This window comes from Desulfonatronovibrio magnus, assembly GCF_000934755.1.
GTDB lineage: Bacteria > Desulfobacterota > Desulfovibrionia > Desulfovibrionales > Desulfonatronovibrionaceae > Desulfonatronovibrio > Desulfonatronovibrio magnus.
In genome coordinates, this window is record NZ_JYNP01000060.1 from 12,240 (window position 1) to 32,683 (window position 20,444).

14 protein-coding genes are annotated in these 20,444 nt (G+C 44.8%); 12 read left to right on the forward strand and 2 right to left on the reverse strand.

What is annotated here, in order from left to right; all coding sequences use genetic code 11:
* The first annotated feature begins 15 nt into the window (after nucleotides 1–15).
* From rpsM to lipB, 8 genes are all read left to right on the forward strand, one after another.
* Nucleotides 16–384 carry a 30S ribosomal protein S13 gene (gene rpsM, locus LZ23_RS07685; protein ID WP_045213011.1) on the forward strand — a complete coding sequence of 123 codons (369 nt, stop codon included), beginning with the start codon at nucleotides 16–18 and terminating at the stop codon, nucleotides 382–384.
* A gap of 16 nt (nucleotides 385–400) precedes the next feature.
* A complete protein-coding gene (rpsK, locus tag LZ23_RS07690; protein WP_045213013.1) occupies nucleotides 401–790 on the forward strand; it encodes a 30S ribosomal protein S11 in 390 nt (129 codons plus the stop codon).
* A gap of 14 nt (nucleotides 791–804) precedes the next feature.
* The gene (gene rpsD, locus LZ23_RS07695) at nucleotides 805–1,431 is read left to right on the forward strand and encodes a 30S ribosomal protein S4 (RefSeq protein WP_045213014.1); all 627 of its coding nucleotides are present in this window, start codon (nucleotides 805–807) and stop codon (nucleotides 1,429–1,431) included.
* 179 nt (nucleotides 1,432–1,610) lie between these two features.
* Complete coding sequence (locus LZ23_RS07700; protein ID WP_045213016.1) at nucleotides 1,611–2,657, forward strand: DNA-directed RNA polymerase subunit alpha; 1,047 nt, start codon at nucleotides 1,611–1,613, stop codon at nucleotides 2,655–2,657.
* Entirely contained in the window at nucleotides 2,647–3,333 is a 687-nt protein-coding gene (gene rplQ / locus LZ23_RS07705) for a 50S ribosomal protein L17 (protein ID WP_084590944.1), read from the forward strand. Before LZ23_RS07700 ends, rplQ begins: the two co-directional genes overlap by 11 nt.
* Nucleotides 3,334–4,720: 1,387 nt before the next feature.
* Nucleotides 4,721–5,623 (forward strand): selenium metabolism-associated LysR family transcriptional regulator, encoded by a 903-nt coding sequence (locus LZ23_RS07710; RefSeq protein WP_045213018.1) that lies wholly within the window; start codon nucleotides 4,721–4,723, stop codon nucleotides 5,621–5,623.
* Nucleotides 5,624–5,707: 84 nt separating this feature from the next.
* Nucleotides 5,708–7,231: an ASKHA domain-containing protein gene (locus tag LZ23_RS07715; protein WP_045213019.1), complete on the forward strand. Its 1,524-nt coding sequence runs from the start codon at nucleotides 5,708–5,710 to the stop codon at nucleotides 7,229–7,231.
* Nucleotides 7,232–7,239: 8 nt separating this feature from the next.
* A complete protein-coding gene (gene lipB / locus LZ23_RS07720; protein ID WP_045213021.1) occupies nucleotides 7,240–7,872 on the forward strand; it encodes a lipoyl(octanoyl) transferase LipB in 633 nt (210 codons plus the stop codon).
* A gap of 36 nt (nucleotides 7,873–7,908) precedes the next feature.
* Here lipB and LZ23_RS07725 read toward each other — a convergent pair whose 3' ends face one another.
* Together LZ23_RS07725 and LZ23_RS07730 are read right to left on the reverse strand one after the other, a co-directional pair.
* On the reverse strand, nucleotides 7,909–10,701 hold the full coding sequence (locus LZ23_RS07725; RefSeq protein WP_045213022.1) for a PD-(D/E)XK nuclease family protein: 2,793 nt from the start codon (nucleotides 10,699–10,701) through the stop codon (nucleotides 7,909–7,911).
* Nucleotides 10,688–14,200 carry a YhaN family protein gene (locus tag LZ23_RS07730; protein ID WP_045213024.1) on the reverse strand — a complete coding sequence of 1,171 codons (3,513 nt, stop codon included), beginning with the start codon at nucleotides 14,198–14,200 and terminating at the stop codon, nucleotides 10,688–10,690. Before LZ23_RS07730 ends, LZ23_RS07725 begins: the two co-directional genes overlap by 14 nt.
* Nucleotides 14,201–14,511: 311 nt before the next feature.
* On the opposite strand from LZ23_RS07730, the gene LZ23_RS07740 reads away from it, so the two are divergent.
* From LZ23_RS07740 to LZ23_RS07755, 4 genes are all read left to right on the forward strand, one after another.
* Nucleotides 14,512–16,224, forward strand: a complete 1,713-nt coding sequence (locus LZ23_RS07740) for an L-lactate permease (protein WP_045213027.1) — start codon at nucleotides 14,512–14,514, stop codon at nucleotides 16,222–16,224.
* Between the two features lie 93 nt (nucleotides 16,225–16,317).
* Nucleotides 16,318–17,709: an FAD-binding oxidoreductase gene (locus tag LZ23_RS07745; RefSeq protein WP_045213028.1), complete on the forward strand. Its 1,392-nt coding sequence runs from the start codon at nucleotides 16,318–16,320 to the stop codon at nucleotides 17,707–17,709.
* A gap of 19 nt (nucleotides 17,710–17,728) precedes the next feature.
* Nucleotides 17,729–19,000, forward strand: coding sequence for a (Fe-S)-binding protein (locus tag LZ23_RS07750; RefSeq protein ID WP_045213030.1), 1,272 nt, complete (start codon nucleotides 17,729–17,731; stop codon nucleotides 18,998–19,000).
* 395 nt (nucleotides 19,001–19,395) lie between these two features.
* The coding region (locus LZ23_RS07755; protein ID WP_045213033.1) for an AAA-like domain-containing protein at nucleotides 19,396–20,444 on the forward strand (1,049 nt) is incomplete at its 3' end.

A 20,444-nucleotide genomic window follows, 5' to 3' on the forward strand; every position in this document is an offset into this window, starting at 1 on the left:
TTAACCGGGGGAAAAATGGCACGAATAGCTGGAGTTGATTTACCAAAAAGGAAAAAGATCGGCATCGCTTTGACCTATATCTACGGAATAGGCAGGAGTACAGCCCTGAAGGTTCTCGATAAGACGGGTGTAGACTGGACCAAAAAGACCGATGATCTTTCACCAGAAGAAGTAAATACCATTCGAAATGAGCTGGAGAATACTTACAAGGTTGAAGGTGATTTGCGCAGGGAAATAACAGCAAATATTAAGAGGCTTATGGATATAGGCTGTTACAGAGGTTTAAGGCATAGACGTTCATTGCCAGCAAGAGGCCAGCGTACTCACACAAACGCGCGTACAAGAAAAGGTCCCAGACGAACAACCATTAAGAAAAAGAAATAGTACCGGAGTTACTTAGATGGCAAAGCCTAAGAGAACCAAAAAGAAAAAAGAGAAAAAGAATATTCCCACTGGAATAGTGCATATCAACGCTACCTTTAATAATACAATGATCACTATTACAGACATGAGCGGCAACGTAGTCAGCTGGGCCAGCTCGGGCATGTCCGGCTTTAAAGGATCGCGTAAAGGTACACCTTTTGCTGCCCAAAAGGCAGCAGAAACAGCTGCTCGCCTTGCCCAGGATAACGGCATGAAAACAGTAGGGATACTTATAAAGGGACCAGGATCCGGCAGAGAATCGGCTATGCGTGCTATAAATATTGCCGGGTTCAAAGTAAATTTTATCCGTGATATTACACCCATTCCTCATAACGGATGTCGTCCCCCCAAAAGACGTAGAGTTTAATCAGGAGGTATAAATTGGCCAGATATACAGAATCTAAATGCAGAATATGCCGAAGAGAGGGGACCAAACTTTTTCTCAAGGGCGATCGATGCTACACTGATAAATGCGCGTATGAAAGACGTGCTTATCCTCCTGGTGAACATGGAAGAGCACGAAAAAAACATAGCGACTATGCCATACAGCTTAGAGAGAAGCAAAAAGTCAGAAGAATGTATGGTCTGCTTGAAGGACAGTTTCGCAAATACTTTGACATAGCCGACTCACGAAAAGGTGCAACTGGAGAAAACCTTCTGATATTATTAGAAAAAAGGCTTGATAATGTTGTTTATCGTCTTGGTTTTGCTAACTCCAGAATACAGGCTCGACAACTGGTAAGACATAATCACATAGCAGTTAATGGACGTCGCGTAAATATCCCCTCCTATATAGTCAAAGAGGGTGATGTTGTCAGTGTTCTTGAGAAAAGTAAGAAAATGCTGCTATTTCAGGAAGCCCAGGATGTTCTGGCACGCAGAGGAGCACCTGGATGGGTTGATGTGGATGGAAACGAACTTAAGGGAACAATCAAGGCAACTCCTGTACGTGATGACATCACTTTCCCCATCAATGAACAACTTATCGTTGAGCTTTACTCTAAATAAATTTTGAATCATTCATTTTAAAGTTAGAAATCTTATCAATGAATGATAATGTCGAAAAATTAAATTACTTTAGAATGACAGGATGAGTTTTAGTTGTCAGGATGCTTAAATCTGCTCAACATTACGAGAGAATTCATATTGATTTTTAAAGTTCTCAAGTAAATAACAAGGGTGCTGAAATGATTATAAGATCAGGTGACAAACTTATAAATACTCGCAACTGGGCAACACTGGAAAAGCCTGACCAGTTGATTAAAGACAATAAGTCAACTGAAAAGTATGGTAAGTTTGTTTGTGAACCCTTAGAAAGGGGATTCGGCACAACACTGGGCAATGCTTTGCGCAGGGTGCTTCTTTCCTCTTTGCAGGGTGCAGCCATAGTCGCTGTAAAGATTCAGAACGCGCAGCATGAATTCACTACCATAGAGGGTATTGTAGAAGACGTAACGGATATAGTACTTAATTTGAAACAAGTCCGCTTCATAATGACCAGGGATGAACCACAGAAGCTTAAACTGATAGCCAATGAAAAAGGCAATGTAACAGCTTCAGCTATTGCTGGCAATCAAAATGTGTCTGTACTTAATACAGAGCAGCATATAGCAACCATGACTCAGGACATTGATCTGCAGATTGATCTCGAAGTGCGGATGGGTAAGGGCTATGTTACAGCAGATATGCACGAAAATATAGGTGATGAAATTGGAGTTATCAATCTGGATGCTTCATTTTCTCCGGTAAAAAAAGTTGCTTATACTGTTGAGCAAGCAAGAGTTGGGCAGATGACCAACTATGACAAACTGATACTTGAGATATGGACTGATGGATCAGTGCGTCCTGAAGATTCACTTTCCTACAGTGCGAAAATTTTGAAAGATCAGCTTTCAGTTTTTATCAACTTTGATGAAAAAGAAATAGATCCTATTACCATACCCAAGCCAACCAGTGGCGATGAAATTGATCCTCAACTATTTAAAACCATTGAAGAGCTTGAGTTACCAGTAAGAGCCAGTAACTGTCTGCGAAACGCAGGAATAAAGCTGGTTGGCGAACTTGTCCAGAAGTCCGAGCATGATCTTTTAAAGACCAAAAATTTTGGGCGTAAATCCTTAGAAGATATACGACGAGTTTTAGAGAATATGGGACTTAGTTTTGAAACGCCTGTAGATAATTTCGAGGAAAAATACCAAGAATGGCAAAAAAGGAAAGAGGACGATGAGACATAGAAAATCAGGAAAAAAACTCGGGCGTACCTGGGAGCATAGAAAGGCCATGTTTAGAAATATGGCTAAATCACTTATTACCCATGAGAAAATTAAGACTACTTTCCCCAAGGCAAAAGAACTTTCTAAAATAGTTGACAAGTTGATTACACTTGCTATCCGAAATGATCTGAGCTCCAGACGGCAAGCTTATAAAGTCCTGGGAAATCACAGTTTAGTTAAGCGCCTTTTTGATGAAATTGGCCCTAAATTTTCCCATGCTGGCGGAGGATATACCAGAGTAGTCAAATTTGCTACACCAAGAGTAGGTGACAGTGCAAGCATGGCAGTAATTGAGTTTGCCTACCCTGAGACTGAGCAGAAAGAATCTGTTCAATCAACAAAGCAAATACCAGCTCCAGTGGCTAAAGATTCGCAAGAAAGTGAACCTGCAGCATCTGAAGCTCCCGCATCCGATGCTTCCGTACCAGAACCTGCGACTGACCCTCAAACAGAACCATCACAGTCTGCAACTGAACAAGATCTTCAGGAATCTTCTCAGCCTGAAGAACTTAAGACGCAGGAATCTGAAGAAAGTTCTGATAATGAGCAGGAAAGTGACAAACCTCAGGATACACTAACTGGTGAACAGGAAGAACCAAAAACTCAAGACAGCGAAGAAACTGAGAAAAAAATATAATTTTTGATAATAAATCTTTAAAAAGGGAAGGATATTAACTTCCCTTTTTTTATGTTTTTAATTATTGATATTGTCTATTCTTTCTATTTGCATATCGGCCACATGGAGAAACGCTTACAAGTAACTGGAGTCGTTTTGCCAATAAAATCAGACGGTTACAGTTTTCACATTTTTACGATTTTTGCCTATGATACATGAACATTTGCCAGAAAATTTCCGTCAAAGATGGGAACTTTGAGCCTGGCACAGGGACTGTCCCTCGCTGTGTAAATTTTATCATTAAATCAATTTCTACCAGGAACCAATGCAGCATCAGTCTTGTTTGTAGCACCTCGCGGGGACTGTCCCAATTTTCAGAAAAGTGACAGACTCGTAAAGTTACTCACACGTTTGGTCCCGGTCCGCCCGGGTGAGGAGCTTCTAAGTAACTACAATCGTATATCTAATAAAATCAAAAGATTATATTTTTCATGTTTTTGCGATTTTTGCTTTGATTGATGAACATTTGCCAGAAAATTTCCGTCAAAGATGGGAGCTTTGCGCCTGGCACAGGGACTGTCCCTCGCTGTGTAAATTTTATCATTAAATCAATTTCTACCAGGAACCAATGCAGCATCAGTCTTGTTTGTAGCACCTCGCGGGGACTGTCCCAATTTTCAGAAAAGTGACAGACTCGTAAAGTTACTCACAAGTTCGGTCCCGGTCCGCCCGGGTGAGGAGCTTCTAAGTAACTACAATCGTATATGTTATAAATTCAAAGTATTATGATTCTGTCATACATATTGCTTCGGTCGCTTAGGCTCCTTCGTGGGTGACAGGTTTTCAGCAACCACAACCCTGCCAGCTCAGGTGTCATTGCGAGCGAGTCTTCGAGCGCGGCAATCTCTAACGCGTTGAGGATATTTCAAGTTACTCATAGGTTCGGTCCCGGCCCCCCCGAGTGAAGAGCTTACAAGTAGCTATGGTCGTTTTTCTAATAAAATCAGATGGTTATATTTTTCATGTTTTTGCGATTTTTGCTTTGATTGATGCACATTTGCCAGATAAGTTCCGTCAAAGATGAGAGCTTTACGCCTGGCACAGCCTCCTGCCCGGTGGCTTACAGCCCGGAGGGGGACTGTCCCTCGCTGTGTAAATTTTTCCTTTGAATCAAATCTCTACCAGAAACCAATGCAGTATCAATCTTTTTAATAGTACCTCGCGGGGACTGTCCCAATGTCCAAATACGGGACTGTTCTTCAATGTGGAGGCGGCTTCCAGCCGCCTGGAATTAAATAGCCTGCAGGATGCAGGCTCCACTTTAAAGGCAGTTACTCACAGCTTACGTCCAGGCCTCCCGGTTGAGGACCTTATTACTCGTTAATTAATAATAAGTTAAAAAATATCTATGGATTTTAGAAAACTACAAGCATTTGCCAGTGTATATGAATTACAGAGCTTTTCCAAAGCCGCCCAGGAGCTATATCTATCTCAGCCAACTGTAAGTACTCATGTCTCAAGCTTAGAAACAGAACTGGGTATCAAACTTTTTGATCGTATTGGCAGAAAGGTACTTCCAACTCAGGCTGGCCAGATATTGTACTCAGGTGTCAGTAAGATTTTTAAAACTCTGGAACAGACAAAATCTGATGTCCAGGACCTTGTAAACGAGGTTCAGGGCGTTGTTGTCATTGGAGGAAGCACCATTCCATCAACCTATTTGTTGCCCGATGTTATAGCAAGCTACAGACGTCAATATTCAAAGGTGCAAGTAGATTTGAGAATTGGTGACTCCATAAGTATATGCAGAAAGGTCCTTGATGGAGATCTTGATTTCGGAATAGTCGGTGGCTTTGTAGACCATTTTGACCTTGAGCATGAGCTGCTAACTAAGGACAAACTTTACCTTGTTAAGAGTACTTCATTTGAAATAGATTACTCCCGACTTACAGATATGCAATATTTTGCCGGGTTGCCCTGGGTTCTCAGGGAAAAGGGATCCGGTACCAGACAAGCCTTTGAACATGCCCTGCTGGATATGAATACTTCAGTAAAAGATATCAATGTAACAACCCTTGTTCATTCTACTGAAGCCCTGGTTCGCTGTATTCTGGCGGGTGCCGGGCTTGGCGTAACTTCCAAACTTGCTGTTCAAAGTTACATTGAAGCAGGTCTTATGGAAAAAATTGAACTCAGCAGCTTAGAAATTAAACGTAATTTTTATATTATCAAACATCGCCGCAGAACATTATTTACATGCTCAACAAGCCTTTTAAGTTGCCTCAAAAACCACCTGGCATCACAAGCTTAGAACTCTGAGTAAATTGATTTTTATTTATACAAGTTCAGACAGTCAGGTGGTCAACTTGCTGGCCGTGATAACTTATGTAATCTCATGTCAAATCTATCTGTATTAATTGCAGGAAGGCAATATGAAATTTCTGCTGATCCTGTTCAGACAATTATTCAGAATCTATATCTGAGCGGCATGCTGCAGGGAATCTCACTGTGTGCTGGTGTTGGTATGTGCGGTCAATGCACAGTGCGCTATGTAAATACCCCTCCTGTGCCTGCAAATAAAGATCTGAATTACTTTACAACAACGAAATTAAGGCAGGGATATCGGCTTGGTTGTGTGCATTTCCCGGCATCCGGTGATGAGATTGAGTTTTTTGGCAAACCAAAGCTCTGCCAGGTTATTTTGTCTTCAAAAGCCAGGGTAGGTGCTCTGGGGATTGATATAGGGACAACTGCCTTAAAATGGGCTGCGCTGCATGATGATGGTGTTCAGAGTATTGGTCAATGCGTAAATCCTCAGATGGGATCTGGTTCGGATATCATGTCCAGACTGTCTTTTGCAGGTTCCAGTGCTTCAAACGCTGACTACCTCAGTAAAGTTTTAAGAAATGAAGTGATGAAGATAATTACAGAGTCGGATCCTGCACGGGACAGGATCTGCCTTACTGGAAATCCTGCCATGATCTATACATTAATGTCCTTCAATATTTCAGGGCTTTCAGTCTCGCCATATACTCTCGATTATTCAGGGTCCTGCACCGAACAGCTTGAAAATAATGGTGCAAAAGTATATATTCCAAGTATTTTTTCTCCATTTGTCGGGGCAGATATAAGCGCTGGACTGACTTACATTCTTGAGAAAAAAAATCCTGTCTATCCCTTTGTGCTGGCAGACTTTGGTACCAACGGCGAACTTGTGCTGGCGTTGTCCCAGCGTGAGTTTTTCAGCACAAGCGTTGCCCTTGGGCCTGCCCTGGAAGGGGTAGGGCTGCGGTTTGGAAGCCCATACTCTCCAGGGGTTTGTCCGGGATTTGTTCTTACCGGTAAGGGACTTGAGCCGGAAACACACTGGGATGGCAGCAGGCTATCAGGCAGTGGATACATCTCTCTTTTGAGCCATTTAATCAGGCTGGTACTCCTGAATGAATCCGGCCACTTTGCAAGTGATCTGTCTCCTCTTTGCAAAAAATTAGGCATATCCATAAAAGACGGGCGTCTCAGGCTGGGAGCAGAGTTTTTTCTTGACGGGCACGCGGTGGAAGAAATTTTAAAGGTAAAGGCTGCCTTTACTGCAGGTCTGGCCTTTCTGTGTGCCAGTGCAGGTCTTTTGCCAGAAAATCTCAAAGTAATTTATATTGCAGGTGCTCTGGGCACCCATACCAAAGCTGCAGATCTGGAAACACTGGGCTTTTTTCCCAAAGGGGCAGCTCATAAAATAAAAGGCCTGGGCAATACTTCCCTGCAAGGGGCACTGCTTATGGCATCAAGAGATGACTTGAGAACCGCAAATCAAAAATTGCAGGGAATGGTCAGGAATTTAAGTATGGCTGATAAGCCGGGATATCTTGAAAAGGAATTCATCCGTCATATGATGTTCGCTTATCCCAAAGAAGTACATTAACTCTGAAAATGAAATACATTGACCTGGGTCTGATCAGTTATGACCAAGCTTTAAAGCTTCAGCTGCAGGCTGTTGATGAGGTTCGTACTACAGGCAAGTCCATTGTTTTTTTTCTTGAGCATCCCCCGGTTATAACCATGGGGCGCAACAGTTCACTGAACCATCTTTTAATTGAAAAAAAAAGACTGCATGCTCTTGGGGTTGAACTGATTAAATCTTCAAGAGGCGGTGACATTACCTGTCATTTCCCCGGACAGCTTGTGGTGTACCCAGTAACACCTCTTCCCAAAATAGCGGGTGGAATACGCTGCTTTTTTCATTCTCTTGAGCATGCTGTGATAAATACATTGAAAAAATACGACATCACCTCGTTCCGTCAGCCTGATCATTCAGGGGTATTTACTGACAGAGGTAAAATTGCATCCATTGGCATTGGTGTAAAAAGGTGGGTTTCGTATCATGGCCTGGCTTTAAATGTCTGCAGTGATCTGAAGTTGTTTGATCTGATAAATCCTTGTGGTCATAAGGGTCAGCAAATGACCAGTATAGGGCTCGAATTAAGAGCGAATAAGCCTGACATGCAGATGATCAAAAGGGATATGTATCTCGAGATGAAAAAGATAACAGTCAGTTGCTCTTAAAAGTTTTATTGTCCTGCACATTGCTGTATGTCATAACTATTTTGGAGTTAAAACCCTATTGTTACGGTCTGGCACGGGGACTGTCCCTGGTTTCGGGACTGTTTCCAATTGACTTTTCAGAAACGCCTGATGCTCCCCATTATTCTGCAGAAAGTTTTGGCTTTTCACCCTGCATAATGACATAAATTCACAGTATCTGCAGGTTTTGTTGCCTGGTTGAGCAACAGGGTCGACTATTGCAAGTCCCTGTTTTATTTCTGCAGCTGTTTCTTCAAGTCTGTTTTTCCATTGATGAAAAATATCTGCCATGTCAACCTTGTCAAGCTTTTCAGGTGAATACAGTGTGTTGCCCTGTTTTGGCAGTTCAGATTCAGCAACAATACCATGGAATTTACATTGTTTGGGATTAACCTGGGCAATGACTGCAGCACTGGGCTGGGTACCTGTAGCCTGGGCATATATGGGCAATTGAGGTTCAATGAGGCGCTCTGCCATCCACAGCCTTTTGATGGAGTCAATGTTTGCACCGGTCTTATAGTCCATCACTATCTGCCTTCCGTCTGTCAGTTCATCCACCCGGTCCAGTCTGGTTTTGAGTATAAGAGAACTGATGGTCACGTTTTCATCATGTTCCAGCCTGACGGTTGTAAATTCAGGTCGATCAAGCTCTTTTTGCAGCCATTGCAGAAGAACCTTCTCAAGTCTTGCCTGTTCCATTGTTTTGAACTCATGGCTTAATAGTACATGTTCAACCTCAGAAAAATTCTTTACACTTTCAGAGCAAACTGTCTTAATCAGAGAGAGCAGGTCATTGTTCTGCTCCAGTTCCTTAAGCTCTTCAAGGGAGTCAGCCTCCTGCCACAATAACATTAGCGCCATGTGTACAAGAGTGCCTCGCGCTGCATTGCTTAAGGCAAATAATGGCTCATCAAGGTAAGATGCGTTGAGTCTCAGGGATACATAGCCCTTAAACGGACATAGAGCCTGATCTTTGAATGCCTGTATGCCTTTAAAAATTTTTGGGGATTTCAGATCATGTCCATAATCATCTATAATCTTTTCCAGTTCAGAGCGTTCTAAGTAAATCTGATGTAAAGGGGTGAATTCAGCCTGAGGATGCATTTGCGGTTGTACGCTCTTCAAGTCTGAAAGAAGCGGACTGGGGATGATTTCCCGGTCATCCTCACGGGTGCTGTAGCTGAAAGTTACTCGCGGTGCAGATGTTTGTAATGAATTCATAATCTGACAGGCAAGCTCAAGTTCAATCATGGGCGATGCGCCAGGTGTTTTATATTTTCTCTGCAGATGTACAGGCAGCAGAGGATTGGGTTTTGCCGGAGCCGGAAGCACATCAGCATTCAAGTTCATTACCCATAAATGATCAAAGTTTAAACCGATAGCTTCCAGCATCCCGAGAATCTGCACAGGTGCTTCACTGGTTTCAGGCTGAAATACTTTCTTGTGCAGAAATTTTTCAAGGTGATTCAAGGCTTCACTAAGGTCAGATTCTTGGAGCACAATTTCTAAAGATGCCAGTTGGGACAATTCGTCCTTAAAAGCCTGAAAAGTCTGATATTCAAAGCTGTTTAAGGGGCGCTCGTCAGGCCAGCCTGCAAACTCAAGAAGTCTGGAGATGACGGAAGCCCATCCTGCAGGGCTTTGATATTCAGGCTCACTGGCAAGGAAGCGTAGAGATTTTGCAAATAAATCTGCAAACAAGGGTGAATAATGACTGCCCGAAGTGACGGCTGCATCCAGTACCCACTGTCTGTGCCTCCAGGGTTGGGATCCCTTGCGCGTCAGAGCATCGAGGGCAGCCCTGGAGTGCATCTCTACTGCACCTCCACGGATAAATGATGAACGTAAAAGAGTGCTTAGCAAGTTAATATCCCATTGGGCACTGTTCAGCATTTTCAGGTAGATCATGGCTGTGTTTACAAGAGGATACGAAGAAAGAGGGCTGCCAAGAGAAACGTTAAAGGCCCGGGCTTCAGGTTCTGAAAAGGATAGCAGGTTTTCAGGGTGGAAGACATGGTCAAAAATTCCCATGATCTGCTCTTTCCTGCTTTCTAAGGCAGGCACTACGATGCCGACTTTTTTGTCTGGATCATCCTGGATTATTTTCAGTGCGTGTCGGGCAACATGGGTTGCTTCATCTTCAAACTCCGGGAACCGGGTCTGCAGAATGTTGATTTGATTAACATCCAGTTTCAGTTCATGGATGGTCACACCCATTTTTGTCAGAAATTGTAAAAAGTCCTGACTGGCAGGATCCAGTTGGATAAATCCAGATAATATTAAGTGATGAAAATCAAAATCTGGACAGTGTTTCAGGGAGAGAAGGTAATCAGGCAAAGACGCACTTGTGATCAGATTTTTCTCAGTACAGGTTTTTTGAAAAAGACTTGTCCACTGAACAAATAATTGAATTTCCCGGTCGATACACTCTTGTACTTCCTCCCATGGCAAGCGGTACCGGTTAGTTATGGTTAGAGCCTTAGACGCTGTTTCAGCAATGCTGTGAAGTCCCAGCAGGCCATGCTCTGGATTAGCTTCTGTAATTACCTGTTCCCATAATATAAGTTCCTGTTCATCAGAGAGAACAAAAGGCCTGTCTTTTGTTTCTTCAAGGCTGGAAAAGATTCTGAACAGCCACGATGAAAAAGGAATGATGTCCGGAGTTTCCCACGCGGCTTTGTTGTTTTGAAGCTGAAGCTCACCGAACATGAAGTGCAGGTGCCTTGACAGTCTGTTGGTAGCTGTAGCCAGCACTGTTCCTGATTCCATGAGCAGGGCGGCCTTAGGAAAATTGATCTCAGGCAAGTTCATATAATTCAACCATATTATTTTCAGGAATATTCATGGCCAGGTCAATCAGGTGGCGGTGGTGAGTAAAGAAAAACACCTGGGTTTTATCTGCCATTTGCGAAAGAGTAGAGAGTGTCCTGGAGGATCGTTCATTATCAAAATGGACCAGAATATCATCTGCCATAAAGGGAAAAGCAGGATTTTCATCAAGATATCTGTAAATACCGCTGAGACGCAGGGCCAGAAACAACTGGTCCCGGGTTCCATCGCTGAGCTCTTCCACCAGCAGTCCTGATCCTGATGGTTTTACAGCCTTGATAACCGGCTCGCCTTTTTCATCATAATCAGCCATGATGCTCTTGAAGGCCCCAAGAGTAATCTCTTGAAAAATTTGTCCTGCTTTTTCCAGAACTGGTCCCTGATTGGCTGATCTGTATCGCTCAATTTCAGCAGCCATGATGTCAGATGCCAGTTTCAGAGTCACATAGTGCTGGACATTGTCTTCGAGAATAGCTTTTTGTTCAGCAATCTGCTGCTCCAGTTCAGGTACATCTGATGAGCCATCCATGCTTTTGAGTTTCAATTCATTTTCTGTAATTTTTATGATCAACGGTTCTAACTGGGATTTTTTTTCAGCCCGGTGATCTTTGATTCCGGAAATAATGCCTGAAAGCTCATCAATATCAAACTCCAAAGCTTTAGCCATAAACTGTTTCAGGGATTCTCCGGCTGAAAGTTCACGCAATTGGGAGCTTAAATGTTTAAGCTCAGATTCAAGTTCTTTTTTGAGAGCTGATTTATGTTCCACATCGGGAAGTTCAACAGGATCTGAGACCATGGCTTCCTGCATCAGAATTGCAAGTTCACCATTGAGTACTCGTATCTCTTTATTAGCCTGAGTGCTTTTTTGCTGGACCTCCTGAAGCCGGGTCTCCAGGTCCTTTTTCCGGCGCAGCTGTTCCTGCTCAGATTTGAGAGTCTGGTATATGTTGCCAAGTATCATCTCTGGAGCACTGGAAGTTTCATCACTCAGACCTGTCTGCTCTAAGAGATCACTGGTCTGCCGGGCAAATTCGCTGCATTTTTTCTCTTCACCCTGTTTTTGAGTCTTAAGTTTGTCAATTTGAGTCAGCGCCTGAAATATTTCCTGGCGGATACTAATTTCATCACGGGCCTCCTCTGGATCCTGCCCGGGATCAATATTCAGCCTCGACATGGTCTTATGCCATTTTGCCTGATTTTTTTCCAGCTGACCTGTCAGCTCATCTTTTTTTTGCTCAAGCTTGCGCAGTTTTTTTTGAATATTATTTTGATGGTATTCAAGGTTCTGTTTGTCAGTAACAAGTTTCTGAGCATTTTCACGAACAGTACTTAGCAAAAGCGACAAGCTTTCAAGTTGAATATCATCCGGAATTTTCTGGTCCATATCGCGCATTTTTTGAGCAGCATCTGTTGTGATTGTCTGTATCTGGTTCTGGACTGTTTGCATATCTAAAGATTTGCTGTGCAGATCTTGAGCCTGGATCAGTATTTCCTTGACCTTAGAAGTCCAGGCACCCATTTCTCTCGGGGAAAGGGGGCTGATTTTTAAAGGGGTCCAGAGCTCTGTCCATTCTGTCATAGCCTGCTGGTATTCAAGCTCTTTCTGGTGCAGAGCAGCCTCCTGACGGTGCTTTGTATTTTGAAGGTTTTGAATTTCAAGCAAAAGACCGGCCCTGGAAGCCACCTGATCAGCATTTTTCAGCAAAGTGTCAGCGATTTCATCTGCGCGTGAAATGGAGTACTCAAACCCTGTACTTAAATTATCAGCACCTGTAACATCAAGAAATTTCCGTTTTTTTTCCTGCTCCTGGATATTGTTGAGCCATATGGATTTTATGATTTCCCAGCCCTGGGACCTGAGCGCTCTGGCTTTGCTTAAAGCGTCAGGGTCTGGCAGGCTCTGGTCCGGGTCCAGGCTGTTAAGGCGCCATTGAACCTGTTCCATGCGTTGCTCAGTGTCGTTCATTTCCTTTAGAGCGTAGTCCATGTCCTGCCGGGCCTGTGTAATTTTCTGGTCATGAACATCAATGGTTTCTGCCAGGGGCAGGGTGAGTTCTGTCAGTTGTTCAAGATCACCATCCCATAGCTGCAGCGTCTTTAAATCATTATTTATACGTGTTGTGAGTTTCTTAATTCTGGACTGAGCCTGCTTTTGCTGATCCTGCAGTTCCCGGGCCCTGGACAGGCTGTCCGACAGAGAGTCCAATTGTTTTATGTCCGGCACAGAAGGGAAACTATCAAGTTGCTGGCTGCAGGTGGTCTGGTCTTGTTGTGTTTCCTGGATATCGCGCGCAATCTGGTCCAGGCTTTCAGTATTCATGGCAAGATCCTTGACCAGCTTTTCCACTGCCCGCACCTGTCTGTGGTCAATCCTGAACTCCTCTGTGTTGAAATCGTCAATCTGTCTTGAGAGAAAAGCTGATTTTTCCTCCAGAAGCTTTGTTTGCAGATTTATTTCCAGTTCAATGGATGAAATATTTTCTCTGGAATCGGAAATGCCGGAAATTTTTTGATACAGGTGCTCTATTGCGGGAGCAAGTCCAATGATATGATTATTGACTGTCAGGCTGGAAAGTTGCCGGGAATATTCATGGGCATCCTTTTCCAGGTTGTCCTTATCCTGGATCAGACTATTTATTCGGGTCTGGATTCTCGTGCGCTTAGATGTAAAATCCGAGCTGAGTTTCGGGATATTAATCAAATCGGCAAGCTGTCCGCTGATGTGGGTATGTTTTGATATATGGGGCAAAGCCTTGTAGATCCTGTCATATCCGTGCAGCTTTGCCTCAAGATCACTTATTTCCTGTTCCAGGGCCTGTCTGTCTTTGTAGAGGTCTGAAAGTATGGATTTAATTTTATTCCAGTCTTCAGGCCTGGTGGTTTTGTCCATAAGTTTTTTATTCAGTTCGCTGATGTTTTGAATATTCTGCCAGACTGGCCTGGAATGAGCCCTTGGCTTGAATAGAGCATCAGCCTGCCTGCGCAGGGTATCAAGGACTGATCTGAGGCTGTTTACACCTGATGCAGCCGCAAACAGAGTCTCACCGAGATGTCCACCAGCCTTGAATATTTCCTGCGCGCCATGCCGTACGTTTTCATGGTCCAGGCCAAACATGTTGGCATACATATCCCGGCTCAGACCAGACATAATGCGGTTCAAAGTTTCGGGCAGCACGGCCTGACCATTTTGATCCACAAGATCGTTGGTCTTGCGCTTAAACCTTGTCAAATCATAAATAGTTCCTGAGTGAGCTTTAATTTCCATTCTTACAGCAAGATCTTTGTAGGAATGCACAAAAGCGTCAGGAGAAGTATGGCCAAATCCAAAAAAGAATGCATCTAAGGCACGCATGACAGTACTTTTACCAGCCTCATTGGGCCCGAAAATAATATTCAGCTTTTTGTCCTGACCGGTAAAATCAATGGTTTTGTCTGTGAAATGCCCGTATGCCTGCAGGACTATCTTGTTGATTCTCATAAAGAAGGGATCCTTGCTTGAGAGTTCTTCGTTCCTGGTTCTTCGTTATTTGTTCCTGGTTGCAAGAAATAAAGTCAATAAATTTAAGCAGATACCTGGTCTGGCCCCAATCTACTTTTTAGAAACGCATAATACTCCCCAACAACAATTACTTTTCTTTGTAATAAATTGCAAATTAAGATCATTTAGAATACAAGCAAATTGAACGCTTTTCAAGTAGTGCAGGCAGTAAAAATTAAGCACTTTGCAGGTTAAATCCCGGTCCGTGCAAGAGAGATGCTGACAATGTACAAACAAGGAGGTAGTGTTTTATGTCTGTAGGATATCTGGCCATTTTTTCGGCTCTGCCCATTGTCCTGGCCCTGATTCTTATGGTTGGTCTGCGCTGGCCGGCAACGAGAGCCATGCCCCTGGCCTGGCTGGCAGCTGTTATATCTGGTATGATCTTCTGGGAGATGCCCATGAGGTACATAGCAGCCTTATCTATTCAGGGAGTTATCACAGCCACAGGTATTCTAATAATTGTTTTCGGGGCAATACTTATCCTCATGACTTTGCGTGATTCCGGAGGCATGGAAACCATTCAGAGCGGAATGCAGGATATTTCCCCTGATATGCGCGTCCAGGCCATAATTATCGGCTACCTGTTTACAGCCTTTATTGAAGGGGCAGCTGGATTTGGAACTCCTGCAGCACTGGCTGCGCCTCTGCTTCTGGCCCTTGGCTTTCCACCTCTCGCAGCAGCCATCATCTGCCTGACTTTTAACACTTTTCCTGTTACATTCGGGGCTGTGGGCACGCCCGTTATTCTTGGTCTGACTTATCTGCAAGACCTTGTAGAGGCTGCAGTATACGGCCAGGCAGCAGGGTTGAATTTTACCGATTATGAGAGCTTTGGCATGGTTGTGGGGCAGTGGTCCTCCCTCTTGCACCTGCCCATGATTGTCATTCTGCCTGTATTCATGCTGGGCTTTATTACCAGATATTTCGGGCCAAGCCGTTCCTGGGCTGAAGGTTTTGCCGCATGGAAATTCTGCCTGTTTGCTGCAGCTTCCTTTTCTTTGCCCTATCTGCTTTTTGCCTGGCTTGTGGGACCGGAATTTCCATCCCTTATCGGCGGACTTGTGGGCCTGGGCATAGTTGTCTGGGGGGCCAAGAATAAAATCGCTGTTCCCAGAGATGTCTTTACCTTTGGCTCTCAAAAAAACTGGGATCCTGAATGGTCAGGAACAGTAACTGCCAGCGAAGGGTGCAGATTTAAGGCATCCATGAGTCAGTTTAAAGCCTGGTCGCCATACATGCTTATCGGTCTGATTCTTGTTCTGACCAGGATAGATGAACTTGGTCTCAAGGCCCTGCTGGCATCAGTAACCTTAAGTTTCAGTAATATTCTGGGATATGAAGAAGTGAGCGGGTCTATTGCCATTCTTTATCTGCCCGGAACAATCCCCTTTATTCTCGTGGCTGTCCTGACCATTTTTATTCATCAGATGAAGGCTGAGCAGGTCAAGAACGCCTGGAAAGACGCCATGGTGCGTATAAAGAATCCAGCCATAGCCCTGTTCTTTGCGGTTGCTCTGGTTTCTATCTTTCGGGGTTCAGGCATCCAGGATGAGCTTTTGAATCCTAATATGTATCCATCCATGCCTTTATCCATGGCCGAGGCCATTGCAGTCATTGCCGGGCAGTCCTGGCCCATGTTTGCCGGATTTATCGGAGGGCTTGGTTCTTTTATAACTGGTTCCAATACTGTTTCCAACCTGCTTTTTGCCGAATTCCAGTGGGGCATGGCTTCCCAGCTTGATCTTCCCCATCAGATTATTGTTGCTGCCCAGGCTGTTGGTGGAGGGTTCGGCAATATGGTCTGTATTCATAATATTGTTGCTGTTTGCGCAGTGCTGGGCCTTTCGGGCAAAGAAGGACTGATTCTTAGAAAAACTTTCTGGCCTTTTGTACTTTACGGTTTGGTAACTGGTGTTGTGGTAAGTTTAATGAGCTTTGTTTTCTTTCCGCACCTGTATTAGGTCCAAGGTCTAAGGTCCAGGGTCTAAGGTCCAGGGTCCAAGGTGGCAATAATTAACACAAAATGTCGCTGTAGTGATATCAAGGAGAATTAAATGTCAACTCAGAGTTTAGAAAAGGAGTTTGCAAAGATTGCAGGCCAGGAAAATGTCCTGACCCAGGAAGCAGATCTGCATGCCTATTCCTATGATTCAGCTGTTCTGGACCAGGTAAGGCCTGGCATAGTAGTAAGGCCTGCGGACTCAGAGTCTCTTGGTAAAGTTGTCAGGTTGTGTAATGAACATGGCCTCAAGCTGACTGTCCGGGGAGCTGGCACAAATCTTTCAGGCGGAACTGTGCCCCATCCCGGGGGAGTGGTTTGCCTGACCACGGCCTTAGACAAAATTCTGGAGATTAATCAGGATGACCTGTACGCAGTTGTGCAACCTGGTGTAATAACTGCAAAATTTGCAGCTCAGGTTGCGTCTAAGGGGCTGCTTTACCCCCCTGATCCCGGCTCGCAGGCAGTCTCTACTCTGGGGGGGAATGTGGCTGAGAATGCAGGCGGTCTCAGAGCTCTTAAGTACGGAGTTACCAAAGATTATGTTATGGGCATTGATTTTTTTGATGTCAGTGGAAACCTGGTGCGTACCGGAGCCAGAACAGTCAAATGCGTTACCGGATATAACCTGACAGGACTGATGGTTGCTTCTGAAGGCACTCTGGGGGTATTTGAAAAGATTATTCTCAAACTGGTTCCTCCTCCCAAGGCCATAAAATCCATGATGGCAGAATTTGACAATGTCCAGGCTGCATCTGAGACAGTGTCCTCCATTATTGCAGCCAAAATTGTTCCGGCTACTTTAGAGTTTATGGATAATTTCACCATCAAAACCGTGGAGAATTTTCGCGGTGCCGGTCTGAACACAGAAGCAGCAGCACTCTTGCTTATTGAGGTAGACGGCCACCCAGCCCAGGTAGAAGATGATGCAGCCCAGATTGTGGATATATGTAATGCCCACGGTGCAGTTAAAGTCAGGCAGGCAGAAAATGAACAGGAACGGGCCGCAGTGTGGCAGGCCAGAAGAGATGCATTGCCTGCCCTGGCCAGAGTGCGCCCCACCACTGTTCTGGAAGATGCCACAGTACCCAGATCAAAGATTCCGGCCATGATGAAGGCCTTAGAGCGCATAGCAGACGAGTTTAAATTGACCATTGGTACTTTCGGGCATGCAGGGGACGGGAACCTGCACCCCACCATTTTGACTGACAAACGCGATGTTCAGGAATGGGAGCGGGTACATAAGGCCATTGATGCCATTTTTGATGAGGCTCTGGCTCTTGGCGGCACTCTTTCCGGGGAGCACGGCATTGGTCTGGCCAAAGCAAAATATATGCATCTTGAGCATGGTACTGCAGCCATTGAATACTCTCGAAAGCTTAAAGAAGTTATGGATCCCGGAAACATTCTCAACCCTGGCAAGATTCTCGGCACCTTGCTGTCCTGAATCTAAAAAGGAACTATTTATGGCTGATATAAAACAGCTGGCAGACAAGCTTAAAGAATTGGATGATCTGCTCACAAGGTGCATGCGTTGCGGCATGTGTCAGGCTCAGTGCCCGGTATTCGCGAGAACAGGCCGGGAAACCGATGTAACCAGGGGGAAGCTTGCCCTGATTTCCGGACTTGGCAGGAAAATGCTCAGCGATCCAGAGCAGGTTAAGGAAAGACTTGAGCGATGTCTCTTGTGCGGCACATGTCAGGTCAATTGTCCGTCTGGAGTTCAGGTTTCAGATATTTTTCTGCGGGCCAGAGCAATTATTAACGGCTACCTGGGCCTTTCCCGCTCTGAAAAAATTATTTTCCGCAGCCTGCTGACCCATCCAGGGCTTATGAACCGCCTTGTTTCTTTTGGGGCGTTATTTCAGGGACTTTTGAGCAAAGAAGCTGACTCCACCATTGGTACTTCCTGTGCCCGGTTCAATGTGCCCCTGAGCAAAGAACGCCATTTTAAAAAGCTGGCCGCCAAACCTTTGCACAAGCAGGTAAAAAGCTTAGACTCAAGTACTGGTTCATCAGGGCTGAGAGTGGCTTTTTTCCCAGGCTGCATCACAGACAAAATTTTTCCGGAAACAGGCCTGGCTGCCCTGAAAATTTTTAAACACCATGAGGTGGGCGTATACATGCCTGAAGGGCAGGCCTGCTGCGGCATACCCGCACTTTCTGCTGGAGACAGCAAAGCATTTTCCAGCCTTGTCAGCATGAATGTTCAGCTTTTTTCTTCTACCCAATGGGATTACCTGATTACTCCCTGCGCAACTTGCACTTCCACCATCCGTAACTTGTGGCCAGAGTTCCATAATGGGGATCTGGGAATGGTACGCCCGGAGAAGGTCATGGATGCCACTCAATTTCTAATGGATGTGCTGGGAGTTGAGCCTGCTGATATTCAGGAGAATCAAAAGAAGATTGCCTACCACGATCCTTGCCATTTGCGCAACTCTCTGAAAATTACAACCCAGCCCAGATCAATTATAAGTGCTGCAAAAGGCAATGCAGTGGTTGAATTGCCAGGAGGGCCTTCGTGCTGCGGATCTGGCGGAAGCTTCAACATTAAGCATTATGAACTGTCCGCAGATATTGGCAGGCAAAAAGCCAGGGATATTGCTGCTTCAGGCGCCCAGGTTGCAGCTACGGCCTGTCCGGCCTGCATGCTGCAGTTGTCGGATATGCTTTCTAAGGAGAATATTTCCATACCTGTAAAACATGTTCTGGAAATATATGCTCAGTCTTTGTGATTGAGGTCAGTCCCTGTTCCCGGGCCGCCCGGGTGAGGAGCTTACAAGTAACTTCAAAAAGACTGGACCCCGGATCAAGTCCGGGGTGACGGTTAAAGCAAACTATTACTCTTTGTCGTCATCCCGGCGAAAGCCGGAATCCAGGTTTTTTCTTGTTCCCAGGCTCCAGCCTGGGAATACCTCTTTTTTTTGTGGCTCCAGCCACATTTTGAAGAAGCGGCTGGAGCCGCAAGAGAAAAACGCCCCCAGGCTGGAGCCTGGGAACGAGGGGTATAAGTTGCTCGCAGTTTAGGTCCCAGGCCGCCCGTGTGGAGCGCTTCAAACCGTCTGTGCTCTAAGCAATACCGGACATGATAAATGATATTTTAACAGAAATTACAAAAGGATGTGTCACCATGAACAGATACTTCAATACAGCGGGCCCATGTGTACCGGACGAACACTATATGATTCCAACAAAACAGCGCTGCAAAGGGCTGGATATCCTCATCGATCAAAAACAATATTTTGTAATTCACGCGGCCCGGCAATCAGGCAAAACCACTTTGCTGAATGAACTTGCCAGCCAATTGAATGCCCAGGGTCGTTACTATGCCCTGTACTGCTCATTGGAATCGGTTCAGAACATTGGTGAACCGGAAAAAGGAATCCCAGGGATTGTTTACGCTCTCAAGGCAGCCATCGAATATCACCCTGAGCTGTCTGTAAAACATTTTGCATCAGAACAAAATTTTAACGAGTTCAACGTGGTACTAAAAAGAAGTCTGATTGAATACTGCATGAAACTGGACAAACCTCTAATCATCCTTTTTGATGAGGTGGACTGTCTGGCCAACGGAACCCTGATTGCATTCCTGCGTCAACTTCGCGATGGTTATGTCACCCGTTCAAATATTCCTTTTGTGCATTCCATCGGCCTCATCGGTATGCGCAATATTCGTGACTATAAAGGTAGAATCAAAGAAGAACAGGAAACACTCGGCAGTGCCAGTCCTTTTAATATTGTCACTGAAGCCCTGACCCTGACCAATTTTTCAAGGCAGGAGATTGAAGAACTTTACGCCCAGCATACCGCAGCCACTGGACAGATATTTCCTTCGGAAGTCGTTGATGCTGTGTATTACTATACCCAGGGGCAACCCTGGCTGGTTAATGCGGTGGCCAGAGAAATTACAGTTAAAATATTGGAATCAAATTATACCCGCGAGATTATCTCTGAGTATGTTGAAAAAGCCGTGGAAAATATTATTCAGCGCCGGGACACGCATATTGACAGCCTGCTCATGCGCTTGAAAGAGGATCGAGTGCGCAGAATTGTGGAGCCGGTGATTGTGGGCGAGGCCAAAGGGTTCGATTTTACGGATGATGATTACCAGTATGTCCTGGATCTTGGACTTCTGAAAAATGAAAAGGGAGTTCTGACACCCTCCAATCCTCTGTATGG

What these genes read in the sequence shown, in the direction of transcription:
- rpsK (WP_045213013.1), top strand. Translation starts at nt 401, where the DNA reads ATGGCAAAGCCTAAGAGAACCAAAAAGAAAAAAGAGAAAAAGAATATT.
- rpsM (WP_045213011.1), top strand. Translation starts at nt 16, where the DNA reads ATGGCACGAATAGCTGGAGTTGATTTACCAAAAAGGAAAAAGATCGGC.
- LZ23_RS07725 (WP_045213022.1), bottom strand. Translation starts at nt 10,701, where the DNA reads ATGAACTTGCCTGAGATCAATTTTCCTAAGGCCGCCCTGCTCATGGAA.
- LZ23_RS07710 (WP_045213018.1), top strand. Translation starts at nt 4,721, where the DNA reads ATGGATTTTAGAAAACTACAAGCATTTGCCAGTGTATATGAATTACAG.
- LZ23_RS07730 (WP_045213024.1), bottom strand. Translation starts at nt 14,200, where the DNA reads ATGAGAATCAACAAGATAGTCCTGCAGGCATACGGGCATTTCACAGAC.
- LZ23_RS07715 (WP_045213019.1), top strand. Translation starts at nt 5,708, where the DNA reads ATGTCAAATCTATCTGTATTAATTGCAGGAAGGCAATATGAAATTTCT.
- LZ23_RS07750 (WP_045213030.1), top strand. Translation starts at nt 17,729, where the DNA reads ATGGCTGATATAAAACAGCTGGCAGACAAGCTTAAAGAATTGGATGAT.
- lipB (WP_045213021.1), top strand. Translation starts at nt 7,240, where the DNA reads ATGAAATACATTGACCTGGGTCTGATCAGTTATGACCAAGCTTTAAAG.
- rplQ (WP_084590944.1), top strand. Translation starts at nt 2,647, where the DNA reads ATGAGACATAGAAAATCAGGAAAAAAACTCGGGCGTACCTGGGAGCAT.
- LZ23_RS07745 (WP_045213028.1), top strand. Translation starts at nt 16,318, where the DNA reads ATGTCAACTCAGAGTTTAGAAAAGGAGTTTGCAAAGATTGCAGGCCAG.
- LZ23_RS07740 (WP_045213027.1), top strand. Translation starts at nt 14,512, where the DNA reads ATGTCTGTAGGATATCTGGCCATTTTTTCGGCTCTGCCCATTGTCCTG.
- LZ23_RS07700 (WP_045213016.1), top strand. Translation starts at nt 1,611, where the DNA reads ATGATTATAAGATCAGGTGACAAACTTATAAATACTCGCAACTGGGCA.